Source organism: Streptococcus xiaochunlingii (assembly GCF_006385805.1).
Taxonomy (GTDB): domain Bacteria; phylum Bacillota; class Bacilli; order Lactobacillales; family Streptococcaceae; genus Streptococcus; species Streptococcus xiaochunlingii.
Genome location: NZ_VFSG01000001.1, coordinates 120,896 through 143,891 on the forward strand (window position 1 = coordinate 120,896; position 22,996 = coordinate 143,891).

General features: G+C 41.2%; 23 protein-coding genes and 1 riboswitch. Of the genes, 19 read left to right on the top strand and 4 right to left on the bottom strand.

The genetic code is table 11. From position 1 onward, the window contains the following. Positions 1–39: 39 nt before the first annotated feature. Positions 40–615, bottom strand: coding sequence for an energy-coupled thiamine transporter ThiT (thiT, locus tag FJR71_RS00715; RefSeq protein WP_140813848.1), 576 nt, complete (start codon positions 613–615; stop codon positions 40–42). An 81-nt stretch (positions 616–696) separates the two neighbouring features. Beyond that, positions 697–821: riboswitch (TPP riboswitch) on the bottom strand. A gap of 101 nt (positions 822–922) precedes the next feature. Here thiT and FJR71_RS00720 point away from each other — a divergent pair. The 13 genes from FJR71_RS00720 to FJR71_RS00780 all read left to right on the top strand — a co-directional run bounded on the left by FJR71_RS00720 (position 923) and on the right by FJR71_RS00780 (position 13,062). Beyond that, complete coding sequence (locus FJR71_RS00720) at positions 923–1,303, top strand: PH domain-containing protein (RefSeq protein ID WP_006596927.1); 381 nt, start codon at positions 923–925, stop codon at positions 1,301–1,303. An 81-nt stretch (positions 1,304–1,384) separates the two neighbouring features. Next, positions 1,385–2,293: a magnesium transporter CorA family protein gene (locus FJR71_RS00725; RefSeq protein WP_006596683.1), complete on the top strand. Its 909-nt coding sequence runs from the start codon at positions 1,385–1,387 to the stop codon at positions 2,291–2,293. A 693-nt stretch (positions 2,294–2,986) separates the two neighbouring features. Continuing rightward, a complete protein-coding gene (cshA, locus tag FJR71_RS00730) occupies positions 2,987–4,561 on the top strand; it encodes a degradosome RNA helicase CshA (RefSeq protein WP_126403975.1) in 1,575 nt (524 codons plus the stop codon). A 325-nt stretch (positions 4,562–4,886) separates the two neighbouring features. After that, positions 4,887–5,633, top strand: a complete 747-nt coding sequence (locus FJR71_RS00735; RefSeq protein ID WP_129268758.1) for a DeoR/GlpR family DNA-binding transcription regulator — start codon at positions 4,887–4,889, stop codon at positions 5,631–5,633. A 208-nt stretch (positions 5,634–5,841) separates the two neighbouring features. Then, the gene (locus FJR71_RS00740; RefSeq protein WP_048689142.1) at positions 5,842–6,318 is read left to right on the top strand and encodes a PTS sugar transporter subunit IIA; all 477 of its coding nucleotides are present in this window, start codon (positions 5,842–5,844) and stop codon (positions 6,316–6,318) included. A 39-nt stretch (positions 6,319–6,357) separates the two neighbouring features. Continuing rightward, positions 6,358–6,663: a PTS sugar transporter subunit IIB gene (locus FJR71_RS00745; protein ID WP_006148587.1), complete on the top strand. Its 306-nt coding sequence runs from the start codon at positions 6,358–6,360 to the stop codon at positions 6,661–6,663. Between the two features lie 96 nt (positions 6,664–6,759). Further along, positions 6,760–8,235, top strand: a complete 1,476-nt coding sequence (locus tag FJR71_RS00750; RefSeq protein WP_023026582.1) for a PTS galactitol transporter subunit IIC — start codon at positions 6,760–6,762, stop codon at positions 8,233–8,235. Positions 8,236–8,338: 103 nt separating this feature from the next. After that, the gene (locus FJR71_RS00755) at positions 8,339–9,223 is read left to right on the top strand and encodes an aldose 1-epimerase family protein (RefSeq protein ID WP_120702196.1); all 885 of its coding nucleotides are present in this window, start codon (positions 8,339–8,341) and stop codon (positions 9,221–9,223) included. 69 nt (positions 9,224–9,292) lie between these two features. Then, the gene (gene lacA / locus FJR71_RS00760) at positions 9,293–9,718 is read left to right on the top strand and encodes a galactose-6-phosphate isomerase subunit LacA (RefSeq protein WP_023026584.1); all 426 of its coding nucleotides are present in this window, start codon (positions 9,293–9,295) and stop codon (positions 9,716–9,718) included. 16 nt (positions 9,719–9,734) lie between these two features. Further along, positions 9,735–10,250, top strand: a complete 516-nt coding sequence (lacB, locus tag FJR71_RS00765; protein ID WP_023026585.1) for a galactose-6-phosphate isomerase subunit LacB — start codon at positions 9,735–9,737, stop codon at positions 10,248–10,250. An 11-nt stretch (positions 10,251–10,261) separates the two neighbouring features. Further along, complete coding sequence (locus FJR71_RS00770) at positions 10,262–11,191, top strand: tagatose-6-phosphate kinase (protein ID WP_023026586.1); 930 nt, start codon at positions 10,262–10,264, stop codon at positions 11,189–11,191. Position 11,192: 1 nt separating this feature from the next. Continuing rightward, the gene (gene lacD, locus FJR71_RS00775; RefSeq protein ID WP_140813849.1) at positions 11,193–12,173 is read left to right on the top strand and encodes a tagatose-bisphosphate aldolase; all 981 of its coding nucleotides are present in this window, start codon (positions 11,193–11,195) and stop codon (positions 12,171–12,173) included. 250 nt (positions 12,174–12,423) lie between these two features. Next, on the top strand, positions 12,424–13,062 hold the full coding sequence (locus tag FJR71_RS00780) for a GNAT family N-acetyltransferase (RefSeq protein ID WP_140813850.1): 639 nt from the start codon (positions 12,424–12,426) through the stop codon (positions 13,060–13,062). A 47-nt stretch (positions 13,063–13,109) separates the two neighbouring features. Here FJR71_RS00780 and FJR71_RS00785 read toward each other — a convergent pair whose 3' ends face one another. The 3 genes from FJR71_RS00785 to FJR71_RS00795 form a co-directional block, all read right to left on the bottom strand. Beyond that, on the bottom strand, positions 13,110–13,397 hold the full coding sequence (locus FJR71_RS00785) for a GIY-YIG nuclease family protein (protein WP_061563750.1): 288 nt from the start codon (positions 13,395–13,397) through the stop codon (positions 13,110–13,112). After that, positions 13,387–14,133 carry a tRNA1(Val) (adenine(37)-N6)-methyltransferase gene (locus tag FJR71_RS00790; RefSeq protein WP_129268764.1) on the bottom strand — a complete coding sequence of 249 codons (747 nt, stop codon included), beginning with the start codon at positions 14,131–14,133 and terminating at the stop codon, positions 13,387–13,389. Before FJR71_RS00790 ends, FJR71_RS00785 begins: the two co-directional genes overlap by 11 nt. 98 nt (positions 14,134–14,231) lie before the next feature. After that, positions 14,232–16,571, bottom strand: a complete 2,340-nt coding sequence (locus FJR71_RS00795) for an HAD-IC family P-type ATPase (protein ID WP_140813851.1) — start codon at positions 16,569–16,571, stop codon at positions 14,232–14,234. Between the two features lie 137 nt (positions 16,572–16,708). On the opposite strand from FJR71_RS00795, the gene FJR71_RS00800 reads away from it, so the two are divergent. From FJR71_RS00800 to sodA, 6 genes are all read left to right on the top strand, one after another. Beyond that, positions 16,709–17,452, top strand: a complete 744-nt coding sequence (locus tag FJR71_RS00800; RefSeq protein WP_140813852.1) for a lysophospholipid acyltransferase family protein — start codon at positions 16,709–16,711, stop codon at positions 17,450–17,452. Between the two features lie 102 nt (positions 17,453–17,554). Next, positions 17,555–18,232 (top strand): helix-hairpin-helix domain-containing protein, encoded by a 678-nt coding sequence (locus FJR71_RS00805; RefSeq protein WP_140813853.1) that lies wholly within the window; start codon positions 17,555–17,557, stop codon positions 18,230–18,232. After that, positions 18,216–20,456: a DNA internalization-related competence protein ComEC/Rec2 gene (locus FJR71_RS00810; protein WP_140813854.1), complete on the top strand. Its 2,241-nt coding sequence runs from the start codon at positions 18,216–18,218 to the stop codon at positions 20,454–20,456. The genes FJR71_RS00805 and FJR71_RS00810 overlap by 17 nt, the downstream gene beginning before the upstream one ends. A 62-nt stretch (positions 20,457–20,518) precedes the next feature. After that, positions 20,519–21,184: a DUF805 domain-containing protein gene (locus FJR71_RS00815; RefSeq protein WP_048689189.1), complete on the top strand. Its 666-nt coding sequence runs from the start codon at positions 20,519–20,521 to the stop codon at positions 21,182–21,184. After that, positions 21,162–22,199 (top strand): DNA polymerase III subunit delta, encoded by a 1,038-nt coding sequence (holA, locus tag FJR71_RS00820; protein WP_140813855.1) that lies wholly within the window; start codon positions 21,162–21,164, stop codon positions 22,197–22,199. The genes FJR71_RS00815 and holA overlap by 23 nt, the downstream gene beginning before the upstream one ends. Positions 22,200–22,270: 71 nt before the next feature. After that, positions 22,271–22,876, top strand: a complete 606-nt coding sequence (gene sodA, locus FJR71_RS00825) for a superoxide dismutase SodA (RefSeq protein WP_125329628.1) — start codon at positions 22,271–22,273, stop codon at positions 22,874–22,876. Positions 22,877–22,996 lie beyond the last annotated feature (120 nt).

Below are 22,996 nucleotides of genomic sequence, written 5' to 3' on the forward strand. Positions count from 1 at the left end.
CGTCCGTTCTCACATAAGGAAAGTTTATAAGAATATTTCTTAATGTTCTGTAATAAGGAGTCTTCCCAAAAATTCTTGTAGGATAAAGAAGACAATCAAACTGGCAATAGTCTCGCCTAAGAAGGACGAGCTATTTACAATTAGAGAGTAGAGGTAGGCACTTTGGCCAGCTGGAGCATAGCTTCCCCAGAAGATAACACCTGCTATGTAGTGAATCAGGTAGCGTGCGAACCCTCCTAAGACGACTCCAACAGTAATGTAAGTGAGTGTCTGAACTCGTTTCTTATCTCTGATAGCCTTGTCAAGCGTAGGTTTGACAATTCCACTCAGTCCAATCAAGCTGAAGGCTACAAAGTATTCTAAGAAACCTTGGATTGGAGTCAACCAACCACCAGCTGCTTCCCCAGTTACGACTTGCAGCAAACCCCAGATGAATCCACCCATGGCACCAGCCTTAACGCCCCAGCGGAAACTGAGGAGAAAGATGGGAACCATCTTAAAAGATAGAGAAATCCAAGGACCTAAGGACATGGGTTGAGTAACCAAATCCAAAATATAAGCAATGGTCGCTAAAAGAGCAACCTCAATCATTGGTCGAATCGTAGTTTTCGACATAAAAAAACCTCCTATACCAATCGTTTTGATTGGCTCATTTGTTGCCACATCAAAACGTTGTCATAGAAGTTTTCTATTTCATTCTGTTTTGAGACACATCCCTACGCAGGTCCTAACCTGATCAGGTGGTAAGAGTTTAGGCCAGCAACGAACACCTCTGGTATCTAAGCTAGCCAATCTCAGCAATTGCTCCTCTTGTGACTCTTTCATTATACTATCAAAAAAACGTTCTCGCAACTTTTTAACTTGTAAAAAATATGGTATAGTTATTAAGATAGAAAATGCACAAGTTGTGGAGGAAAAAAACATGGGTATTTTTGCAGGTTTGATGGGCAATGCTTCTCAAAAAGACGTCGATAAGGTTGAAAAAGATTTAGGGGATATCCTGGTTCCAGGTGAGCAAGTAACTCTGGCTTTTAGTTTGATTCGTGACTTGATTGTCTTTACGGAGTACCGTCTGATTTTGGTGGACAAACAAGGAATGACAGGGAAGAAAACATCTTATAAATCTCTTCCCTATCGTTCTATTTCGCGTTTTTCAGTAGAAACATCTGGTCATTTTGATTTGGACGCAGAATTAAAAATTTGGGTTTCTTCAGCTGTAGAGCCGTCAGAAACACTTCAATTTAAGAGTGATAATAGTGTTATCGAGATCCAGCAGGCCTTGGCAGCAGCTGTATTGCGTTGATCAGTGAATGAGGACAGGACTCATCTAGCGATTTCGGGTAATCGGTAGGAGTACTGGTAGATAAGGTAAAGAGGAAACGAAATGTTCGTTGAAAAAAAGTTAGGGGATGGCCGGAGTTGGATTAATATTGATTCTGACTTGATTGCAGAAACCTCCCAGTTGTACCAAAAGTATGGTATTGATCAAGAAACCATTGAATATGCATTGGATAAAAATGAACGTGCCCACATGGATTACAACCGTGAAAATGGAACTGTGACTTTTATCTATAATGTATTGGATATGGAAAAGGAAAAGGAATATTACGAAACCATTCCGATGACTTTCATTGTCCAAGGGCCACGTCTTGTAACTATTAGTAACCGAGACAACGCCTATATTATTGCACAAATGGAACGCTATGTTGATGCTCATGAAAGTTTATCCACCTTTAAACTCTTGTTTGCGGGGCTTGAGATGATTAGTAATGCTTATTATCCGATTATTGAGCGTCTAGATAAGCACAAGGATGAGATTACTCGTCTCTTACGAAAAACGACAACTAGTAAGAACCTTTATGCTCTTTCTGACGTGGAAACAGGTATGGTCTATCTAGCATCCGCTGCCAAGCAAAATCGCATGCTTCTGGAACATATCAAGGCTCACCTAATCTACCGCCAATTTGATGATGTGGAAAAAGAACAATTTGATGATGCCATGATTGAGGCCAGACAGTTGGTGTATATGACGGAGTTGAACTCTCAGGTCTTGCAGCAATTGTCTAGCTCTTACAATAACATCCTAAATAACAATTTGAATGATAATTTGACCACCTTGACCATCTTAGAAGCTCTGTTAGCGGTCTTAGCAGTTGTCACTGGTTTCTTTGGAATGAATGTTCCATTGCCGTTTACAAATGATCCCAATGCCTGGATTTATATTTCGGTCGCTAGCTTCGTCTTGTGGTTGATGTTATCACGAATCTTGCGCTGGATTGCCCATAAACGATAAAAAAAGAGAGGTAGGGAAGAAATTCCTTACCTCTTTCGTATCTTGGCTATTTCAGAAAATCCTTCATTTTTAACTCTGCCTCCCCTAAGAAGAAGAGGCAGTTTTGATACAAGTGATCGACTGTACAAAATCTTCTTGGAAATAGTAGGAGTAGATTTAAAAGTACTGAGTGGATTATAAACAATTTATAATTGGATTGAATCGTTGAATCAGTTAAATGAATGAAGCATTTTAATGATACTGAAATAACCTAGATACTAGAATCATTATACATATTTTCATATTAAAAATCAAGGAAACAATCCCAAAATAAAAGGGGATTTATTGTGAGTGAAAATTTTTAGAAAGCCTATTGTAACGCTGTTTTTATGAGGTGATTCAAAGTAAAGAAGAGACTTCACAGTCTTTTATATTATCGCAAATTTAAAAAATAAATTATACTAATTATCCAAAGGTGGAAAGAGCTTTTTTGAAAGAGGTTACGAAATAAAAAAACTTTTAACCTGTTTCGTTTTACTATCTTTTAACCCTAGTCTATGGTATACTAGATAGGTTGCAAAGAAAGCAGTACTTTTCTTTAGTGGAAAAGAAGCAACACGGTCTTTCATAAAAACTGAAAGTACGTCATGACAAGAAAAGTATAAACTAAGCGCTATAGGATGGCTTCGCACCATCTTTAGAAAGAAGAATAACGTGAAATTTAATGAATTTAACCTTTCTGCTGATTTGTTAGCAGAAATTGAAAAAGCAGGATTTGTAGAAGCAAGTCCTATCCAAGAGCAAACTATTCCTTTGGCTCTTGAGGGAAAAGATGTTATCGGTCAAGCACAGACTGGTACAGGGAAAACTGCAGCCTTTGGCTTGCCAACTCTTGAAAAAATTCGTACAGAAGAAGCAACTATCCAAGCTTTAGTAATTGCCCCAACTCGTGAACTGGCTGTTCAAAGTCAGGAAGAACTCTTTCGCTTTGGCCGTAGTAAAGGTGTGAAAGTCCGTTCAGTATACGGTGGTTCAAGTATTGAAAAACAAATCAAGGCTCTTAAATCAGGTGCTCACATCGTTGTAGGAACACCGGGACGTTTACTTGACTTGATTAAACGCAAGGCCTTGAAATTGCATGATATTGAAACCTTGATTTTAGATGAAGCAGATGAAATGCTGAACATGGGATTCCTTGAAGATATTGAAGATATCATCTCTCGTGTACCGGAAAATCGTCAAACCTTGCTCTTTTCAGCGACTATGCCAGATGCTATCAAACGTATTGGTGTTCAGTTCATGAAAGAACCTGAGCATGTGAAGATTGCTGCTAAAGAATTAACAACAGAACTGGTAGACCAGTACTATATCCGCGTTAAGGAACAAGAAAAATTCGACACCATGACTCGTCTTATGGATGTTGATCAACCTGAGTTGTCAATCGTTTTTGGTCGTACCAAACGTCGTGTAGATGAGTTGACTCGTGGGCTGAAAATCCGTGGTTTCCGTGCAGAAGGGATTCATGGAGATTTGGACCAAAACAAACGTCTTCGTGTCCTTCGTGATTTTAAAAATGGCAACCTTGATGTCCTCGTTGCAACAGACGTAGCTGCTCGTGGTTTGGATATTTCAGGTGTGACTCATGTCTACAACTACGATATCCCACAAGACCCTGAGAGTTATGTTCACCGTATTGGTCGTACAGGACGTGCAGGTAAGTCAGGTCAGTCTATAACCTTCGTTTCACCTAATGAAATGGGTTATCTCCAAATCATTGAGAACTTGACTAAGAAACGCATGAAAGGTCTTAAACCTGCAAGTGCAGAAGAAGCCTTCCAAGCTAAGAAGCAGGTTGCACTGAAGAAAATTGAACGTGATTTTGCGAATGAGGAGATCCGTAGCAACTTTGAAAAGTTTGGAAAGGATGCTCGTCAATTAGCATCAGAATTCAGCCCAGAAGAATTGGCCATGTATATCCTCAGCTTAACTGTTCAAGACCCAGATAGTCTTCCTGAGGTTGAGATTGCACGTGAAAAACCGTTACCATTTAAACCATCTGGTGGTGGCTTCGGTGGCAAAGGCAAGGGTGGTCGAGGAGGCCGTCGTGGGGATGACCGTCGAGACCGTGATCGCCGTGGCAATGGACGTCGTGATGACTATCGTAAAGGTGGACGTTCAAAGGATCGTTTTGATAAAGAGAAGCGTTACCGTAAGGATAATAAAAAACCACGCAATACTTCAAGCGAGAAGAAAACAGGCTTTGTGATTCGGAACAAAGGAGATAAATAAAACATACAAGGGTAAACATATGTTTACCCTTGTATATTTATAAGGAGACCGAAATTCGTAAACAAAACGTTTGCTATCACTCTGTGATAGCGCTATCAATTCTGTTAACATATTAAGAATACAACTTTTTATAAGTCCTGTCAACAGATTTGCTAAAAAAAATCTACTTTTTTTAAAAAGATGAACAAAAAAATGATCAATTCACAAAAACGATCAACAAAATAAGTGGTTAATATAGAAAAAAATCGTCAAAATGTTTGTTTCTTATTGAAAATGTTCACCATTATAGTATAATGAAAGCAGAAATAGGAAAGTAGGACGTCATATGAAAGAGAGTAGACATGTAGCAATCTTACAAGAGTTGGATAAAAATGAAGTGGTCTCTGTTAAGGATCTAAGTGATCTCTTGGGTGTAACGGATATGACAATTCGACGGGATTTGATGGACTTAGAGGAGCAAGACCTATTGGTTCGTGTTCATGGAGGGGCCCATCGAAAAATCAAGGATAGTCTGACAGAAGTCTCTCATACAGAAAAGAACATGTTGAACGTGGAAGAGAAAAGGGAGATTGCTCAAAAATGTGCGGCTTTAATCGATGAAGGCGATACAATTTTTATTGGGGCTGGAACCACTACGGATTTTATTGGCGATTATCTTGAAGGGAAACATGTCAGTATTGTCACCAATTCCCTACCTATTTTTGAAAAATTAAAAGATCAACCCAATTATGACATTATCCTAGTGGGAGGTCGATATAGGGTCAAGACACAGACCTTTGTAGGGCAGTTTGCTAATAAGCTCTTAAAGGAAATTAAGGTTTCGAAAGCCTTTATCGGGGTAAATGGAATCGACGGTCATACAGCAATGACTGCAAACGAAGAAGAAGGAAATGGTAATAAAATTATTCTTAACAATGCCATTGAAAAGTATGTAGTAGCAGATAACAGTAAGTTTGACAGCTATTCTTTCTATGCTTTTTACCGTCTAGATGATTTAGATGCGGTGATTACCGATCATTCTATCTCTAATAAGGTGCGAGAAAAATACAATTCTTATACAAAAATTTTGTAAAAATTAGAAAAGAAACAGCTAAACGGCCAGGATTCAAGCAGATTCTGGTCTTTTTTATATCCTTTAATAGGGGAGGGGTTATAAATAAATCTATAAAAAATAAACAAAAAAGAACAAAAAATTACATATTGTAATTGACAGCGCATTCATATAGTGATATACTTATCATGTAATTAAAAGATATTTTAAAAGTGGAAGGGGTGAAAAGATGGGATTAAATCAACTGTTTAATCGGGAATTAGTCTTTTGCCTAGATGTTGCGAATCAAGAAGAATTGTTTGACCAGGTTGCAACTTTATTGGAAGAACGTCAGATTGTGACAGATTCTTATCGAGCTGCATTAAAAGAGAGAGAGAAATCGTTCCCTACTGGCTTGGATATGGAATTTCTAGGAAAGGATCTTCCGAATGTAGCGATTCCTCATACGGATATCATCCATAACCTAACAGAGAATATTGTAGTTGTTCGATTGAAAAATCCGGTAACCTTCCACAATATGATCGCACCTGATAAAGAAGTAGAAGTTTCTCTTTTATTCTTCATCATTAACAATTCTAGTTCCAGCCAAACAAACATTTTGGCGCATTTGATGGATTTCTTTACGACAAATGGAAATCTTGAAAACATGTCGAAATTGGAAACTGAAGAAGACTTATATCGCTATATCACAGAAGCGATTGCTTAATAGTAAAAATTAAAAATATTTATAATGGAGGTCATTCAAATGATTAAAATTTTAGCTGCCTGTGGTGCAGGGGTTAACTCAAGCCACCAAATCAAAAGCGCTCTAGAAGAAGAGCTTTCAAACCGTGGATATGATGTACAATGTGATGCGGTAATGGTAAAAGATGTGAATGAAGATTTGATTAAAGGTTATGATATCTTTACACCAATCGCTGCAACAGATTTAGGCTTTGATCCTGGTATTCCAGTAGTTGAAGCTGGTCCAATCTTATTCCGTATTCCAGCTATGAGCGCTCCGGTATATGACAATATCGAAGCAGCCATCAAAGAACACGGTTTAAGCTAATTCGTTTATCTGTATTTTGTAAGCGGTTCCTATGCCTGGAATTGCTGACATTCTTAATTTTGTAAAATATAAAAATATAAATCGGGAGGATTTATTATGAATGGCATTATCGATTTTGCCAATAAGTTTTTCAAACCCATTCTAGATATGGGTGCACCGATCATCATGTTGATCGTCCTAACTCTATTGGCACTTTTGTTTGGAGTGAAATTCTCCAAAGCGCTTGAAGGTGGTATTAAACTTGCCATCGCCCTTACAGGTATCGGTGCAATCATCGGTATGTTGAATGGAGCTTTCTCAGCGTCTCTTGCAAAATTCGTTGAGAACACTGGTATTCAATTGAATATCACAGACGTTGGTTGGGCACCACTTGCGACCATCACTTGGGGGTCTGCCTGGACACTTTACTTCTTGCTAGTTATGTTGGTTGTCAACATTGTCATGCTTGCAATGAAGAAAACAGATACACTTGATGTCGATATCTTTGATATCTGGCACTTGTCTATCACAGGTCTTTTGATTAAATGGTATGCGGATAAAAATGGAGTTAGCGCAGGAGTTTCTCTCTTAGTTGCCACTCTTGCAGTTGTTCTTGTAGGGATTATGAAAATCATCAACTCAGACTTGATGAAACCAACATTTGACGATTTGTTGAATGCACCAAGTTCATCACCTATGACTTCAACTCACATGAACTACATGATGAACCCAATCATCATGGTTTTGGATAAAATCTTTGACAAATTCTTCCCAGGTCTTGACAAATACGACTTTGACGCAGCTAAATTGAACAAGAAAATTGGTTTCTGGGGATCTAAATTCTTCATCGGTTTCCTTCTTGGTATCGTCATCGGTATCATGGGTACTCCACATCCAGTTGCTGATGTAGCTGATGCTAAAACTTGGGAATTGGTTATTAAAGGTTGGTTGAGCCTTGGTTTGACTGCCGGTGTCTGCTTGGAATTGTTCTCATTGATCGGTTCTTGGTTCATCGCAGCGGTAGAACCATTGTCACAAGGTATTACAAACGTTGCTACTAAACGTCTTCAAGGACGTAAATTCAATATCGGTTTGGACTGGCCATTTATCGCTGGTCGTGCAGAAATCTGGGCTTGTGCAAACGTACTTGCACCAATCATGTTGATCGAAGCAGTGCTTCTTTCTAAAGTCGGAAATGGTATCTTGCCACTTGCAGGGATCATCGCTATGGGTGTGACTCCAGCTTTGTTGGTTGTAACACGTGGTAAATTGATCCGTATGATCGTGTTTGGAACACTCTTGTTGCCACTCTTCCTTCTTTCAGGTACTCTTATCGCACCATTCGCTACTGAATTGGCGAAAAGTGTAAAAGCCTTTCCAGAAGGAGTTGACAAAGCTCAATTGATCACTCACTCAACTCTTGAAGGACCTGTTGAAAAATTGCTTGGTTGGACAATCGGTAATGCAACAACTGGTGATATTAAATTGATTATTGGTGTTGTTGCCTTCTTAGCATTCTACGTTGGAATCTTTGCATGGTACAGAAAACAAATGATCAAACGTAACGAAGAATACGCAGCAAATGCAAAATAATCCGCTCCTAAATATGTAACTTGATAAAACTAGGGTATCAATTTTCCAGACATGGAGGGGTAGCCTAGTTTTTTCTCTAAAATAACATGCTAAGGAGTGAAATATGAGGATAGCTTTAAAAAATAATGATCTGGAAGTTTGTTTCAAGGAGTTAGGTGGTGAGCTGACCTCTATCAAGGATCAGGAAGGTATCGAATATCTTTGGCAGGGTGATGCTCAGTATTGGAGTGGCCAAGCCCCAGTTCTCTTTCCTATCTGTGGTTCGGTTCGAAATGATACAACCATGTATCGCCCTCAAGGTGTTGGGAAGATCCCTCGCCACGGGCTGGTTCGCAAGAAAAACTTTGAGCTGGTAGAGCAAACAGAAGATCGGGTGACTTTTGGGATAGAAGATACGGAAGAAATGTATCAGCAATATCCCTATCATTTCAGATTAGAAATTTCTTATCAATTACTTGGTAAGAAGATTCAAGTAACCTATCGGGTTCACCATCTTGGTGAGGAAGGAGTCATGCCCTTTTTCGTTGGTGGCCATCCAGGATTTAATTGTCCGTTACTGGCGGATGAAGGATTTGAAGATTACTACCTGGAATTCGAACAAGAAGAGACCTGTAGTATTCCTAAATCCTATCCAGAGACAGGCTTGCTAAACGTCTTTGATCGGACACCTTTCTTACAGCAAGAGAAAATCCTAAATCTCGATTACGATCTCTTCCAAAAGGATGCCATCACCTTAGATTGCTTACAATCAAGAAGGGTGATCCTCCGCTCTAAAAAGCACGAAAAAGGAGTAAGCCTTCATTTTCCAGATTTTTCAAACTTGATCATCTGGACAACACCTAATAAAGGACCATTTATCGCTTTAGAGCCTTGGTCTGGTTTATCCACTTCCCTTGAAGAGAGTGATTATTTGGAATATAAAAAGCAAGTTCGTCTCTTGTCAGCAGGTCAAACAGCTGAACTAAGTTTTGAAATCGAAATTTTATAGAAAATAATGTTGTTGAATATAGAAGTTTCTGTATTTGATTGAAAAATGAATTAAAAGAAGGAGTATAATATGTCAGTTATTATTGGTGCGGATGCAGCAGGTATCCGCTTAAAAGAAGTAGTCAAAGAATATTTGGAAGCAGAAGGTTTCCAAGTGGTGGATGTGACAGAAGAAGGGCAAGACTTTGTGGATGTGACCTTGGCTGTCGCTAAGGAAGTCAAACAAGCAGAAGACAATCTTGGTATTGTTATTGATGCTTATGGAGCTGGCCCATTCATGGTCGCTACTAAAATTAAAGGAATGGTTGCGGCAGAAGTTTCAGATGAGCGTTCCGCTTACATGACTCGTGGCCATAACAATTCTCGCATGATCACCATGGGGGCTCAAATCGTGGGTGATCAATTGGCGAAGAATATTGCCAAAGGTTTTGTAAACGGTAAGTATGACGGCGGTCGCCACCAAATCCGTGTCGATATGCTTAACAAGATGTGCTAAGGGGAGGAGTAAACGAATGAAAATTGCAATTGGATGTGACCATATTGTCACAAATGAAAAAATGGCTGTTTCTGAATTTTTGAAATCAAAAGGCTATGAAGTCCTTGACTTCGGAACCTATGACCATGCGCGCACCCACTACCCAATTTTTGGGAAAAAAGTCGGAGAAGCAGTAGCTAGTGGTCAAGCAGACCTTGGAGTATGTATTTGTGGAACTGGTGTTGGGATTAACAACGCGGTTAACAAGGTCCCTGGAATTCGTTCAGCTTTGGTCCGTGATATGACAACTGCACTTTATGCCAAAGAAGAACTCAATGCCAACGTCATTGGTTTTGGTGGGAAAGTAACTGGTGAGTTGCTCATGTGTGATATCATTGAAGCCTTCATTCATGCAGAATATAAACCAAGTGAAGAAAACAAGAAATTGATTGCCAAGATTCAACATTTGGAAACTCATAATGATCACCAAGAGGATGCAGACTTCTTTACAGAATTCCTTGAAAAATGGGATCGTGGTGAATACCACGACTAAGAGGTGTGCATATGATCTTAACTGTCACCTTGAATCCTTCCATTGATATTTCTTATCCCTTGGAAGAATTAAAGTTGGATACTGTGAATCGTGTGTCGGAAGTTTCTAAGACGGCTGGTGGGAAAGGGTTAAATGTCACCCGTGTCCTAGCTGAGAGCGGTGAAACAGTTGGAGCAACAGGTTTTGTTGGGGGGACCAATGGTCAATTCATCAAGACCCATCTTCCACGAGATGTCCAATCCTTCTTCTATGATATCCTTGGAGATACGCGGAACTGTATCGCCATCTTGCATGAAGGAAATCAAACAGAAATCTTAGAAGCGGGTCCAGAAATTATCCGGACAGAAGCTTTAGGCTTCCTTCACCATTTCAAACTCCTTATGCCAACAGCGGATGTGATTGCTATTTCGGGAAGTCTTCCTACAGGATTACCAGTGGACTATTATGCGAGCCTAATTGAGATTGCAAAAGAAGCAGGACGCAAGGTTGTACTTGATTCATCAGGCAAATCTTTAGAAGCGGTCCTTCACTCACCATTCAAACCAACAGTAATTAAACCCAATCGCGAAGAATTATCTCAACTCTTAGGACGGGATGTTTCAGCGGATTTTGAGGACTTAAAAGAAGTTTTGAAAGACCCACTGTTTGAAGGAATCGAATGGATTATCGTCTCCTTAGGTGGAGATGGTGCCTTTGCCAAACATGGAGACAGCTTCTATAAGGTCGATATTCCAAAAATTGAAGTGGTCAATCCAGTGGGATCTGGAGATTCAACCGTGGCTGGGATTTCTGCTGCCCTCAGTAGCGGAAAAGATGACGCGGCCCTCTTGACCCATGCTATGGTCCTAGGGATGCTAAATGCCCAAGAAAAGATGACAGGGCATGTCAATATGGCCCACTACGATGATTTGTATCAGAATATAATTGTAAAAGAGGTATAAGATGGTATTAACAGAACAAAAACGCAACTATTTAGAAAAATTGAGCACCAAAGAGGGTGTGATCTCAGCCTTGGCCTTTGACCAACGCGGTGCCTTGAAACGCCTTATGGCTCAGTATCAAGATACAGAACCAACCGTGGCTCAAATGGAAGAATTGAAGGTCTTGGTGGCTGAAGAATTGACACCATTCGCATCTTCTATGCTCTTGGATCCTGAGTATGGACTTCCAGCAACTAAGGTCTTGGATGCAGAAGCAGGTCTCTTGTTGGCTTATGAAAAAACAGGCTACGACACTTCTAGCACCAAGCGTCTGCCAGACTGCCTCAACCTTTGGTCAGCTAAACGCATCAAAGAACAAGGTGCAGATGCAGTGAAATTCTTGCTCTACTATGATGTGGATAGTGCAGAAGAACTCAACCAAGAAAAACAAGCCTATATTGAACGCATCGGTTCAGAATGTGCTGCAGAAGAAATTCCATTCTTCCTTGAAATCTTGGCTTATGATGAAAAAATCGAGGATGCCGGATCTGTAGAATATGCGAAAGTAAAACCTCGCAAGGTTATCGAAGCTATGAAAGTCTTCTCAGACCCACGCTTCAACATCGATGTTTTGAAAGTAGAAGTGCCAGTTAACGTCAAATACGTTGAAGGCTTTGGCGATGGAGAAATTGTTCATAGCCGTGAAGAAGCTGCTGCCTTCTTTAAAGAACAAGAAGCAGCAACAAACCTTCCATACATCTACTTGAGTGCCGGTGTTTCTGCCAAACTCTTCCAAGAAACCTTAGTCTTTGCCCATGAAGCAGGAGCAAACTTCAATGGAGTCCTCTGTGGCCGTGCAACTTGGGCTGGATCTGTAGAAGCTTACATCAAGAATGGCGAAGCAGCAGCTCGTGAATGGCTCCGTACCGAAGGTCGTCGCAACATTGAAGAGCTCAACCAAGTCTTAGACCAAGTCGCAACCTCTTGGAAAGAGCGTATTTAATTCCTTTGTTCCTAACGTATCAAATAGTCTTTCTAGAAAAATCTAGAAGGACTATTTTTTTATTTCCATGCAGGAGTAGTTCCGTCATTCATCAAAAATTGGTTTCCAATGTTCATAAATCTGATTAAGCTTTCATTCACTATTCAAATGGCTTCTGATTTGTAAGGATTTATGTGATAATTTCACATTACAATCGAAAATAAGAGTGTTTTAGAGTATAATAGTTTTATTAGAATGAAGGAGTTGGCGTATGGAAAGGATCGTATATAGAGAAGCAAGGCTAGATGAGTACAAGCTAATTGGAAAAGTCTGCGCCGATGCTTTTATGAATTATCCATTTTTAACCGTCATTAAAGAAGATTTAAAAAAGCCTGAATACTTTCCGGCCTTTATTAAGCTGCTGCATACCTTGTTAGTCAAGCTCTACATCAAAGGGGAAACTTGCCTAGTTGCTGAACGAGATGGAGAAATTATAGCAGTAGGACTCTTGCAACAAAAGGATTTCTCGATGGTCTCTTATTTACTAAATGGAATTTTCAAGTTATTCCGTTACATTAGCCCTTGGAAATTGATGAAATATCTGGACCTGGTGGAGCGTTCGGAGCAACATTTGAAAAAATCCGGAAACTTCGACTGGTATTTAATGATGTTTGCTGTGAGCCCGACTGTTCAGGGGCAAGGGGTTGGTAGTCATTTTCTCCAAAATGGGATAGAACCTTACGTCAAGGCCAAAGGTTGTAAGCGTCTAGGTTTGATTACCAGTACCCAGCAAAATGTTTTCTTCTATGAAAAAAATGAATTCGTCCTATTAGATTCTATGGTGCTTGACTATGGAAACCAAAGTGTTGGAAACTGGGCTTTTTTAAAGACCCTTGATGACGAATCCTAGATGATTAAAAAAAGGAGCTATTGGGGCTCCTTTTAGTGTGCAAACAATTATTTAGTTTTTTTATGTTCTGAATCCAACTTGGTTTGTTGATGCTTGATATAGGTCAGTTTTTCCTCCCGGCTCTTCCGTTTAAAGAGTGCCTCGGCTGACATAGCAGCTCTTTTGTCGGGGAAAGACTCCTGGTAGATCAAGGTCACAGGAAGTCTGGGACGTGTATATTTGGCGCCTTTGCCAGCATTGTGGGTTTTGATACGGCGTTCGATATCGGTGGTGTAGCCAGTATAGAGGGTCCCATCTGCACACTGGACTACATACATATAAGCTTTAGTTTCCATAATAAATCTCATGAATCTCCGGCGTATAGCTTCCATCTTCCTCATGGATGAACAGTGGAGGAAGAATTTTTAGACCATCCCGCGATCCATCTTTAATGGCCTCAATGAGGAGCATGTTGGCATCTTTATGGACCTTGGGATAGACAAATTGAATCCGTTTAGGAGCCAGATTGTAGTGTTTCATGGTTTCAATGATATCTAAGAAGCGATCCGGACGATGTACCATGACGAGTCGGCCATTGGACTTGAGAGTCCGTTGGGCCACTTGACAAATTTGGTCCAAATTGGTGGTGATCTCGTGACGAGCTAGCAAATAATGAGGGCTCTCATTTAAATTGGAATGCTCGTCCACTTTAAAGTAGGGAGGATTACAGAGAATAAGGTCGATTTTACTACCAGGGAAATGGTGGGGCAAGTTTTTTAAATCATCGGTAATCATGGACATACGGTCGGAGAGGCCATTTAATTGGATGGAACGCTCTGCCATGTCCGCTAGTCTTTCTTGTATCTCCACTCCAACGATGGTTGCTTTGGTGCGCGTGCTAGCAAAGAGTCCGACAGCACCATTGCCGGCACAAAGATCGACAATCAGACCACGGTTGGGCAACTTAGGAAAACGTGACAAAAGGACACTATCAATAGAATAGCTAAAAACCTCTCTGTTTTGAATGATTTTTACATCACTAGAAAATAGTTGGTTGACGCGTTCGCCGTCTTTTAATTCGATATCGTTCATGGCTCTATTATAGCATGAAAAGAGGGCGGGGAAAAGCATAGAAAGGGATAAGAAAAAATAAGGACAGAACTTTTGTTCCATCCATATCCAAGAGTTGTTTAATCAAATTCATATTTTTGATAAATAGTCGCCAAGATGAAGATTCCCGTAAAGAGAGCCATCAAGGCAAGGTAGACTGGGAAGGTCACAGCTGTCAATGTTCCGATTTCAATCAGACCTTTCAAGTAAAAGGCAGAGAGATAGAAACCGCAGACAGAGAAGATAATTAAGAGACCTCGCCAGATATTAAGTGGCAAGCAAGCCCGAATAACGGACAAGAAGCCAATAGATCCTAACAAGTAGTAGGAAAGGGTAGACATGTCCAGGCTAGACCAGCCATGATGAGCTCCCCATAAACGAACAAATAAGACGCTAAAGACAACCATCAAGGCATTTGGTAAGGCCAGATGCAAGGATCGTTTGAGGAAGTGTTTTTCCACTGGCTTAATGTTTCGTTCAAAGGTCAAGACAAATGGAGGGAATCCTTCGACAAACTGGTCAATCAGTGTAATCTGAATCGGAATAAATGGGAAGATCAACAAGTAGTTGATGTCAAATAAAAGAGCGCTTGCAATACAGATAATCGCCAGAATGAAGGAGTAGATCGTCTTAATAAAGAAGATAGGAGCTATTCGTCCAATGTTGTTGACGACCCGACGACCTTCAAAGAGAATTTCTGGAACATCATTAAAGTCAGAGTTTAACAAGACGAGATTGGCAATTTGACGGGTTGCAGGATCGCCTTCGGCCATCACGATGGAGCAGTCAGCTTCTCGTAAGGCTAGGATATCATTGACCCCGTCCCCTGTCATGGCAGTGGTTCGACCAGCGGCCTTGAGGGTTTGAATCAAAAGTTTCTTCTGATGAGGAGAAACCCGTCCAAAAATGGCTGTACTTTCAGCTAGGTCCACCAACTCATCGTCCTCAATCTTAGAACAGTCAATATAACTTTCGTAGCTTTCAAAACCAGCTTCCTTAGCAATGTAAGAAACAGTGACAGGATTATCACCAGAGATGATTTTGAGATCCACATCTTGGGAGCGAAGATAATCCAAGGTTTCGGCAGCCCCTTCGCGGATTGGATCGAGGATTTCAATGACGGCGATCGCTTCTACATCACTTGGCAAGGTCAAATCATGCATATCGATGGCTTCCACACTGCGAGCTAAGATCAAGACCCGAGATCCATGGGCTTGGGCTTCCAGTACCGCTGGAGGATTTTCTTTGAGGAGCATTTCTGGTGCCCCCAAATAAACGGTCCCCAAGTTTGTCAGAGTCATGGCACCCCATTTTCGATCACTTGAAAATGGAATGATTGATTCGGCTGTATAAGCGTGTTCTAACTCGCCAAATGCTTTGCGGATAGCTTGGGCAGTTGGGTTGTTATCCTCAGAATTTTGCATATAGGCAGCGAGAATAACTTCGATAGTTTCTTCAGAAAAGTGTTCAGACAGGGAGTGAATGCCTTTGACGGTCATTTTTCCTTGGGTGATGGTTCCTGTCTTATCCAAACAAAGAGTATCGACACGAGCCAAGGTTTCCACAGAGTACATCTCTTGGACCAAGACCTTGCGCATCCCTAACTTGATCACGGCTGTCAAGAGAGAGGTCACTGTCAGAAGGGCAATCCCTTTTGGCAACATGCCTAAGAGAGCAGTGGAAGAGGTAATCACAGAATCTTTCATTGGAAGCAGTTTAATCAAAAAGGCTTCACAGAAGAGAGCAATTCCAAATGGGATAATAATCTTTCCAGTAAAACTAGAGATTTTTGCGAGATTATAGAGAATGCGGGAATTGATGGGTTTGAGAGTTTTTGCCTCTACCATTAATTTATTAGCATAGTTATTGGCCCCCACACGACTGACACGAGCGTAGACCTGACCACTCGCTAAGAAGCTTCCGGATAGAAGTTCATCTCCCTCTTCCTTGAGAACCAAGTCACTTTCTCCTGTGAGCATGGCTTCATTGGCTTCAGCAACTCCCTTTTGAACGATGGCATCACTCGGAATTTGGTCTCCAGCTGATAGCTTAATCAGGTCGCCAAGGACGATTTTCTCTGGATCAATGGTTTCTTCTTCCCCGGCTCGGATGACAATGACGAGCTCCTTACTCATCAAATTCAATTTATCAATCATCCGTTTAGCGCGGAGCTCTGTGGCAATTCCGGATAGGGCATTAAAGCAGATGACTGCAAAAAAGACCAGGTTGCTCCAGGCTTGTACCGCAACCAAAGCGAGGGCGATCACAAAGTTCAAAGCATTAAACAAGGTGAAGACATTGCGCTTGATGATTTGCCAGGTACTGGTACTGGTATTCGCTTTAAATTCGTTGGTTTGGCCACGCTGTATTTTTTTGCGGACCTCTTCATGGGTTAATCCCTTTAATTCATTCATTTCCATAAAAACATCATATCATTTTTTTAAGAAAAAGACTAGGTGCAGTCGGTTTGTTGAGTCATCCAGTTTTTGAAAAGATTTGCGGGGAAGAGAAGGATAAGGTATAATGGATAAACAAGAGAATTATCAAAGGAGAAAGCATGTTTTATACCTATTTACGTGGCTTAGTGACCTTTATTTTATGGGTTCTGAATGGAAATGCTCATTACCATCATAAGGAACTGATTCCGAGTCAAGAGGAAAATTACATTCTCGTAGCTCCTCATCGAACTTGGTGGGATCCTGTCTACATGGCCTTTGCGACCAAACCCAAGCAATTTATCTTTATGGCTAAGAAGGAACTCTTTACTAATCGGATTTTTGGATGGTGGATTCGTATGTGCGGGGCTTTTCCAATTGACCGTGAAAATCCAGGTGCAGCAGCGATTAAATACCCAGTGAGTATGCTCAAAAAAAGCAAGCGTTCCCTGATTATGTTTCCAAGTGGAAGCCGCCATTCTCAGGATGTTAAGGGTGGAGTTGCCGTGATTGCCAAGATGGCCAAGGTACGTATTATGCCTGTTACTTATACGGGTCCAATGACTTTGAAAGGACTAGAGACCTGTGAACGGGTTGACATGAACTTTGGGCACCCTATTGATATCTCTGATATTGCAAAAATGAATGATGAGGGAGTGGAAGAAGTTGCAAGACGAATCCAGGCTGAGTTTGATCGCTTAGATGCGGAATCTCAGGCACTGCGCAATGACCGGAAACCTTTTATCCTCATCCGTTTGTTGAAGTTTTTACTGTTGCCATTTGTTTTGGTTGTTGCTCTATTGACCCTCTTGTTTAGTTATATCGCTAGTTTTGTATGGGATCCGGACAAGCATCGAAAAGACTAAGCAGTACTCTAGATAAAAAGAATGTCAAAAATCATGTGATTTTTGACATTCTTTTTTTATTTCTTCGATTTTTTACGAATAATAAAAATAAAAGGGGTATTTATGGAGACGTGGATTGAGAAGCTCAAGGAATATAAACTGTTTTTAGGTTTGGCTGCTGTGGGGCTAGTAATGGGAGGAGTATTTCTCTTTTGGCCTAAGCAACCTCCACAAGCACCGGAAACTGTCATTTCCCAGTTAGAAATGGTGGATCAGGAGGCTTCTCCTAAGGAAGACACTAGCCTCCCTTCTAGCTCTCAACAGAGGAGTGAGGAAAAGACGGACTCCTCTCAAGAGAAAATCATGGTGGATGTGAAGGGAGCTGTCAGACAAGCAGGGGTCTACGAACTTCCAGTGGGGAGCCGGGTCTATGATGCGGTCCAAAAAGCAGGAGGGATGACAGACGAAGCCAACAGCCAATCCGTCAACTTAGCGCAAAAATTGGAGGATGAGTCCATCGTCTATGTTGCTAAGAATGGAGAGGAGGTAGCGCCTGTTGCATCTACATCTGCTGGGACGACCGGTGGCGAAAAGCAGTCAAAAGATGGAAAGGTCAATCTCAATACGGCAACAGAAGCAGAACTACAGACGATTTCTGGGATAGGTCAAAAGCGAGCCCAAGATATCATTGCTTATCGAGAGGAAAAAGGAAAATTTCAGTCTGTTGATGAACTGAAAAATGTTTCTGGGATTGGCCAAAAGACGTTAGAAAAGTTAAAAGAGCATGTTACAGTGGATTAGAAGTCTCAACATTCATCCATTTCATCTCACCTTGCCGGTTTTAGCTCTCTATTATTGGATGTACACGGGACACTGGCTCGCTTCGATCTTCCTTCTGGCCTTCTTCATCTTGTTTAGGAGACGCTACGATGGCAAACGATTTCTGTGCCTCATAGGGTTTCTTTCCCTCTTTGCTCTTTGTTTTGCTTTCCGGATCGAACAGGGAAAACAAGAGTCAAGGGATCATAGGGTCCCAAGGGTCATTCAGCTTTTACCGGATACCATCAAGGTGAATGGAGATGCCTTATCCTTTCGTGCCAAGTCAGGTAGCCGTACTTTTCAGGTTTTCTACCAGCTTCAGTCAGAGGAAGAACAAGCCTATTTTAAACACCTCGATCAGGGGCTAGAATTACGGATCAAAGGGGAATTGGAACCCCCGACAAAACAGCGTAATTTTATGGGCTTTGATTATCAGGCTTATCTGAAAACACAAGGGATTTATCACCTTTTGAAAATCAGTCACATTCTTGAAAAGAGACCTGCTGAGCCTAGAGATTTCATAGGTCTGTTGTCTAGTTGGAGGCGAAAGGCGCTTGTATGGGTTCACCAGCATTTTCCCCAGCCCATGAGCCACTATATGACGGGCTTGCTTTTTGGTTTTTTAGATGTAGAGTTTGAAGAAATGAGCCAGCTGTATTCGAACTTGGGGATTATCCATTTGTTTGCCTTGTCGGGCATGCAGGTTGCCTTCTTCCTAGATGCCTTTCGACGCTTCTTTCTCCGCTTGGGACTGGAGCAGGAAAAGGTTGCCTACCTCCTCTATCCGTTTTCGCTTCTTTATGCTGGGATGACAGGCTTTTCGGTTTCGGTTGTTCGAAGCCTCTTACAGAAACTCCTGGCCCAGGCTGGGCTCAAAGGAATGGAAAATATGGGAGTCACTCTCCTCTTATTACTCCTTCTTTTACCGTCCTCCTTGTTGACTGCTGGAGGTCTCTTATCCTGCGCCTACGCCTTTATATTGACACTAACCTCTTCCGAAGAGGAGAAGGAGGGAATCCGAAAAGTCATCAAGGAGAGTCTAGTGTTAACACTAGGGGTTCTTCCTGTTCTCGTTTTTTTCTTTGGAGAATACCAACCCTGGTCCCTTCCTCTAACCTTTATTTTTTCTCTCTTATTTGACCTTCTGTTGTTGCCAGGACTGAGTGTCGTCTTTCTCCTCTCTTTTCTTTATCCCTTGACCTTCTGGAATCCTTTCTTCGTCTGGATGGAAAAAAGTATGGAGTATCTAGCGAGCTTCACTAGTCAATCCTTGGTTTTCGGACAGCCGAACATCTATTTTTTCATCTTGCTCTTGTGTTTGCTAGCTTGCCTCTATGAGATGCGAAAGGTTAAGAAGTGGCGATACCTGTTTTTACTCTTAGTATGCTCTGTGTTTGCCATCGTGAAGCATCCTTTAGAAAATGAGATTACCATCATTGATATTGGTCAAGGTGATAGTATTTTGCTACGTGATTGGCGTGGGAAAACCATCCTAATTGATACAGGAGGAAAAGTGGACTTTGGCCAAAAGGAGGAATGGAAGAAACGAAGGTCTACTAGCAATGCAGAACGGACCCTGATCCCCTATCTCAAGAGCAGGGGGATTGACCAGATTGATCATATGATTCTCACGCATACTGACACAGATCACATGGGAGATTTGGAAGTGCTTGCGGCTAAGGTTAGGATAAAGGAAATCAACATTTCCAAGGGGAGCTTAAAAAAAGACTCTTTTGTCCGTTTGCTCAAACGGTTGAACTTACCGGTAAAAACGTTGGAGGCTGGTGATCAATTGTCGATCTTTGATGGGAGTGCAGAAGTCCTCTATCCGGTAGAAATAGGAGATGGGAGTAATAACGATTCCATTGTTCTTTATGGCCGCTTTTATGGGTTGTCCTTCCTTTTTACAGGAGATTTAGAAGAAGAAGGGGAAAAGACCTTGTTAGCCCGTTATCCTCAACTGCGCGTAGATGTCCTCAAAGCAGGCCACCATGGTTCTAAGGGTTCTTCTCACCCTGCCTTCTTAGAGAAAATCCAAGCAAAAATTGCCCTGATATCTGCGGGTGAAAAAAATCGTTATCAGCACCCTCATCAGGAAACCTTGGAGCGTTTCGAAGAGTTACAAATGAGTGTTTTTCGTACAGATCAGCAAGGAGCGATTCGTTTTAGAGGGTGGAATCAGTGGAAGATTGAAACCGTTCGATAGGAGCTGTTTGATTTCTAGCTTGAAAATTGCTATGATAAAGTCAAGGAAATGAGGTTACCAGTATGAAATCATTACAGTTGTTTTGGACGCAATATGCTGATTTTTCAAGAAGATCAGATAGAAAAGAATTTTGGATTAGCCAAGCCTGGCATTTACTATTTACAAGTCCATTTTGGATTTACCAATTGGTCTTACTCTTTTCAAATTCGAAATCAGAGGAAGACGTGATTCCCTTGACCGGGATGGACGTTTCAGCTTGGTTCAGCATCTTTTTTCTCCTTTATCTCTATCTTATTTTTGTTCCCCAGCAAGCAGTAGTCGTTCGCCGGTTGAGAGATGCGGGTCTTCATTGGGCTTTGATTTTCCTATTTCTAGGCCCTATCTTGCTCTACCTTTTATCTCCTATTTCCATTTTTCTAGTGTTAGCTCTTGCGGGTTTGCTCTGTTTGGCTTGTCTCCTGGTCCTTCCAAGTGCTAGACTTGCACAATCGGACCAGAATGCTTCTCCAGTATTTGCTTCGACGAGTCCCGAGGTCTCTTCGCCAAGTATGCCATCCCATTTGATGGATCCCAACAGTTTTTCAGCTATTCCCCAGATTGTTTCGGCTCCACCAACTCCATTAGAGAAAGCTCCGCTTGAAAAGAAAATGGAATCGGAACAGACCCAGCATCAGTTTAGAGAGTGGAATGAGGTACCTTCAGAACATGCAGGCTTTACAAACAATTAAAAAAATCAGTGCCGAGAATCTTCCTCCTATCCTTGTTTTATCAGGGGATGACATCGGTCAGTTTGAGTGGATGAAAGAGCAACTTTTAAAGAAAGTTGGCTATGATTCGTCTGATTTGAACTATTCCTATTTTGACATGAAGGAAACAGCATATTCAGAGGTCGAGCTTGACTTGGTCAGCCTTCCATTTTTTGCGGACGAAAAAATAGTGATTTTGGATCATTTTGTCGATGTGACGACCGCAAAAAAAAGATACCTGACGGATGATGAATTGCAGTCCTTTGAAGGATACTTATCAGCACCTTTAGAAACGACTCGCTTGATTGTCATTGCGGAAGGAAAACTGGATAGCAAACGAAGAATTGTCAAGCTCTTAAAAAGGGATGCCCAGTTGCTGGAAGCAACTGAATTAAAGGAACAGGAGTTGCGTGCCCATTTCACGGAAGAGATCAAGTCTCTAGGGCTAGCGATTGATTCACAAGCCTTCGACCAACTTTTGATCAAATCTGGCTTTGATTTTAGTGAGATTCAGAAAAACTTGGAGTTTCTTAAAAACTATAAGGGATCCTCAAGCATTACCATCTCAGATATTGAAGAGGCTATTCCAAAAACGCTCCAGGATAATCTGTTTGATCTGATCCAGATGATCCTAAAGAAACAAATTGATCCCGCCCGTAGCTTGGTCAAGGATCTTCGTTTGCAAGGAGAGGATGAAATCAAGCTCTTGGCCATTTTATTGAGTCAGTTCCGCATCTATACACAGGTCAAGCTGTTGAAGCAAGAGGGACGGACAGAATCCCAAATCGTTTCAGACCTATCAGAGCTGACCGGCCGAAAAGTAAATCCCTATCAAGTCAAATTTGCTCTAAGAGATAGTAGAGGGATTTCTCTAGCTTATTTGGAGCAGGCGATTTGTCTTTTGATTGATACCGACTTCCAAATGAAATCGGGAACCTATGAGAAAGATTATCTATTTGATTTGGCTTTGCTAAAGTTGGCCAACCCATCTGTGTAAGCAGAATAGTTGAATAAATTAGATGATTGCGTTATCATTTTTATATACATAAAGAAATAGAGGTATTTTCCATGGCAATTATTTTACCAGATCTTCCGTACGCATACGATGCATTGGAACCATATATTGATGCTGAAACAATGCACTTGCACCATGATAAACACCATCAAACTTACGTAAACAATGCAAATGCAGCTCTTGAAAAACACCCTGAAATTGGTGAAGACCTTGAAGCTTTGTTGGCAGATGTAGAATCTATCCCAGCTGATATCCGCCAAGCGCTTATCAACAACGGTGGTGGACACTTGAACCACGCTCTTTTCTGGGAATTGATGACTCCTGAAAAGACAGCTCCTTCAGCAGAACTTGCAGCAACAATCGACGAAGCCTTCGGTTCATTCGAAGAATTCCAAGCAGCTTTCACTGCAGCAGCAACTACTCGTTTCGGTTCTGGATGGGCATGGTTGGTTGTGAACAAAGAAGGGAAGCTTGAAGTCACTTCAACAGCAAACCAAGACACACCAATCTCAGAAGGGAAGAAACCAATCTTGGGCTTGGACGTTTGGGAACATGCATACTACGTGAAATACCGCAACGTTCGTCCTGACTACATCAAAGCTTTCTTCTCAGTGATTAACTGGAACAAAGTAGACGAGCTTTACGCAGCAGCTAAATAAGCTTTCATAATAAAAAAGGTTTGAATCAAGAGGTCTCTTAAAGGAGCCTCTCGATTCAGGCTTTTTATTTTTCGAATTGGCCAACATAGTCTCAAATGAATCCCCCATTTTAGGAGGGAT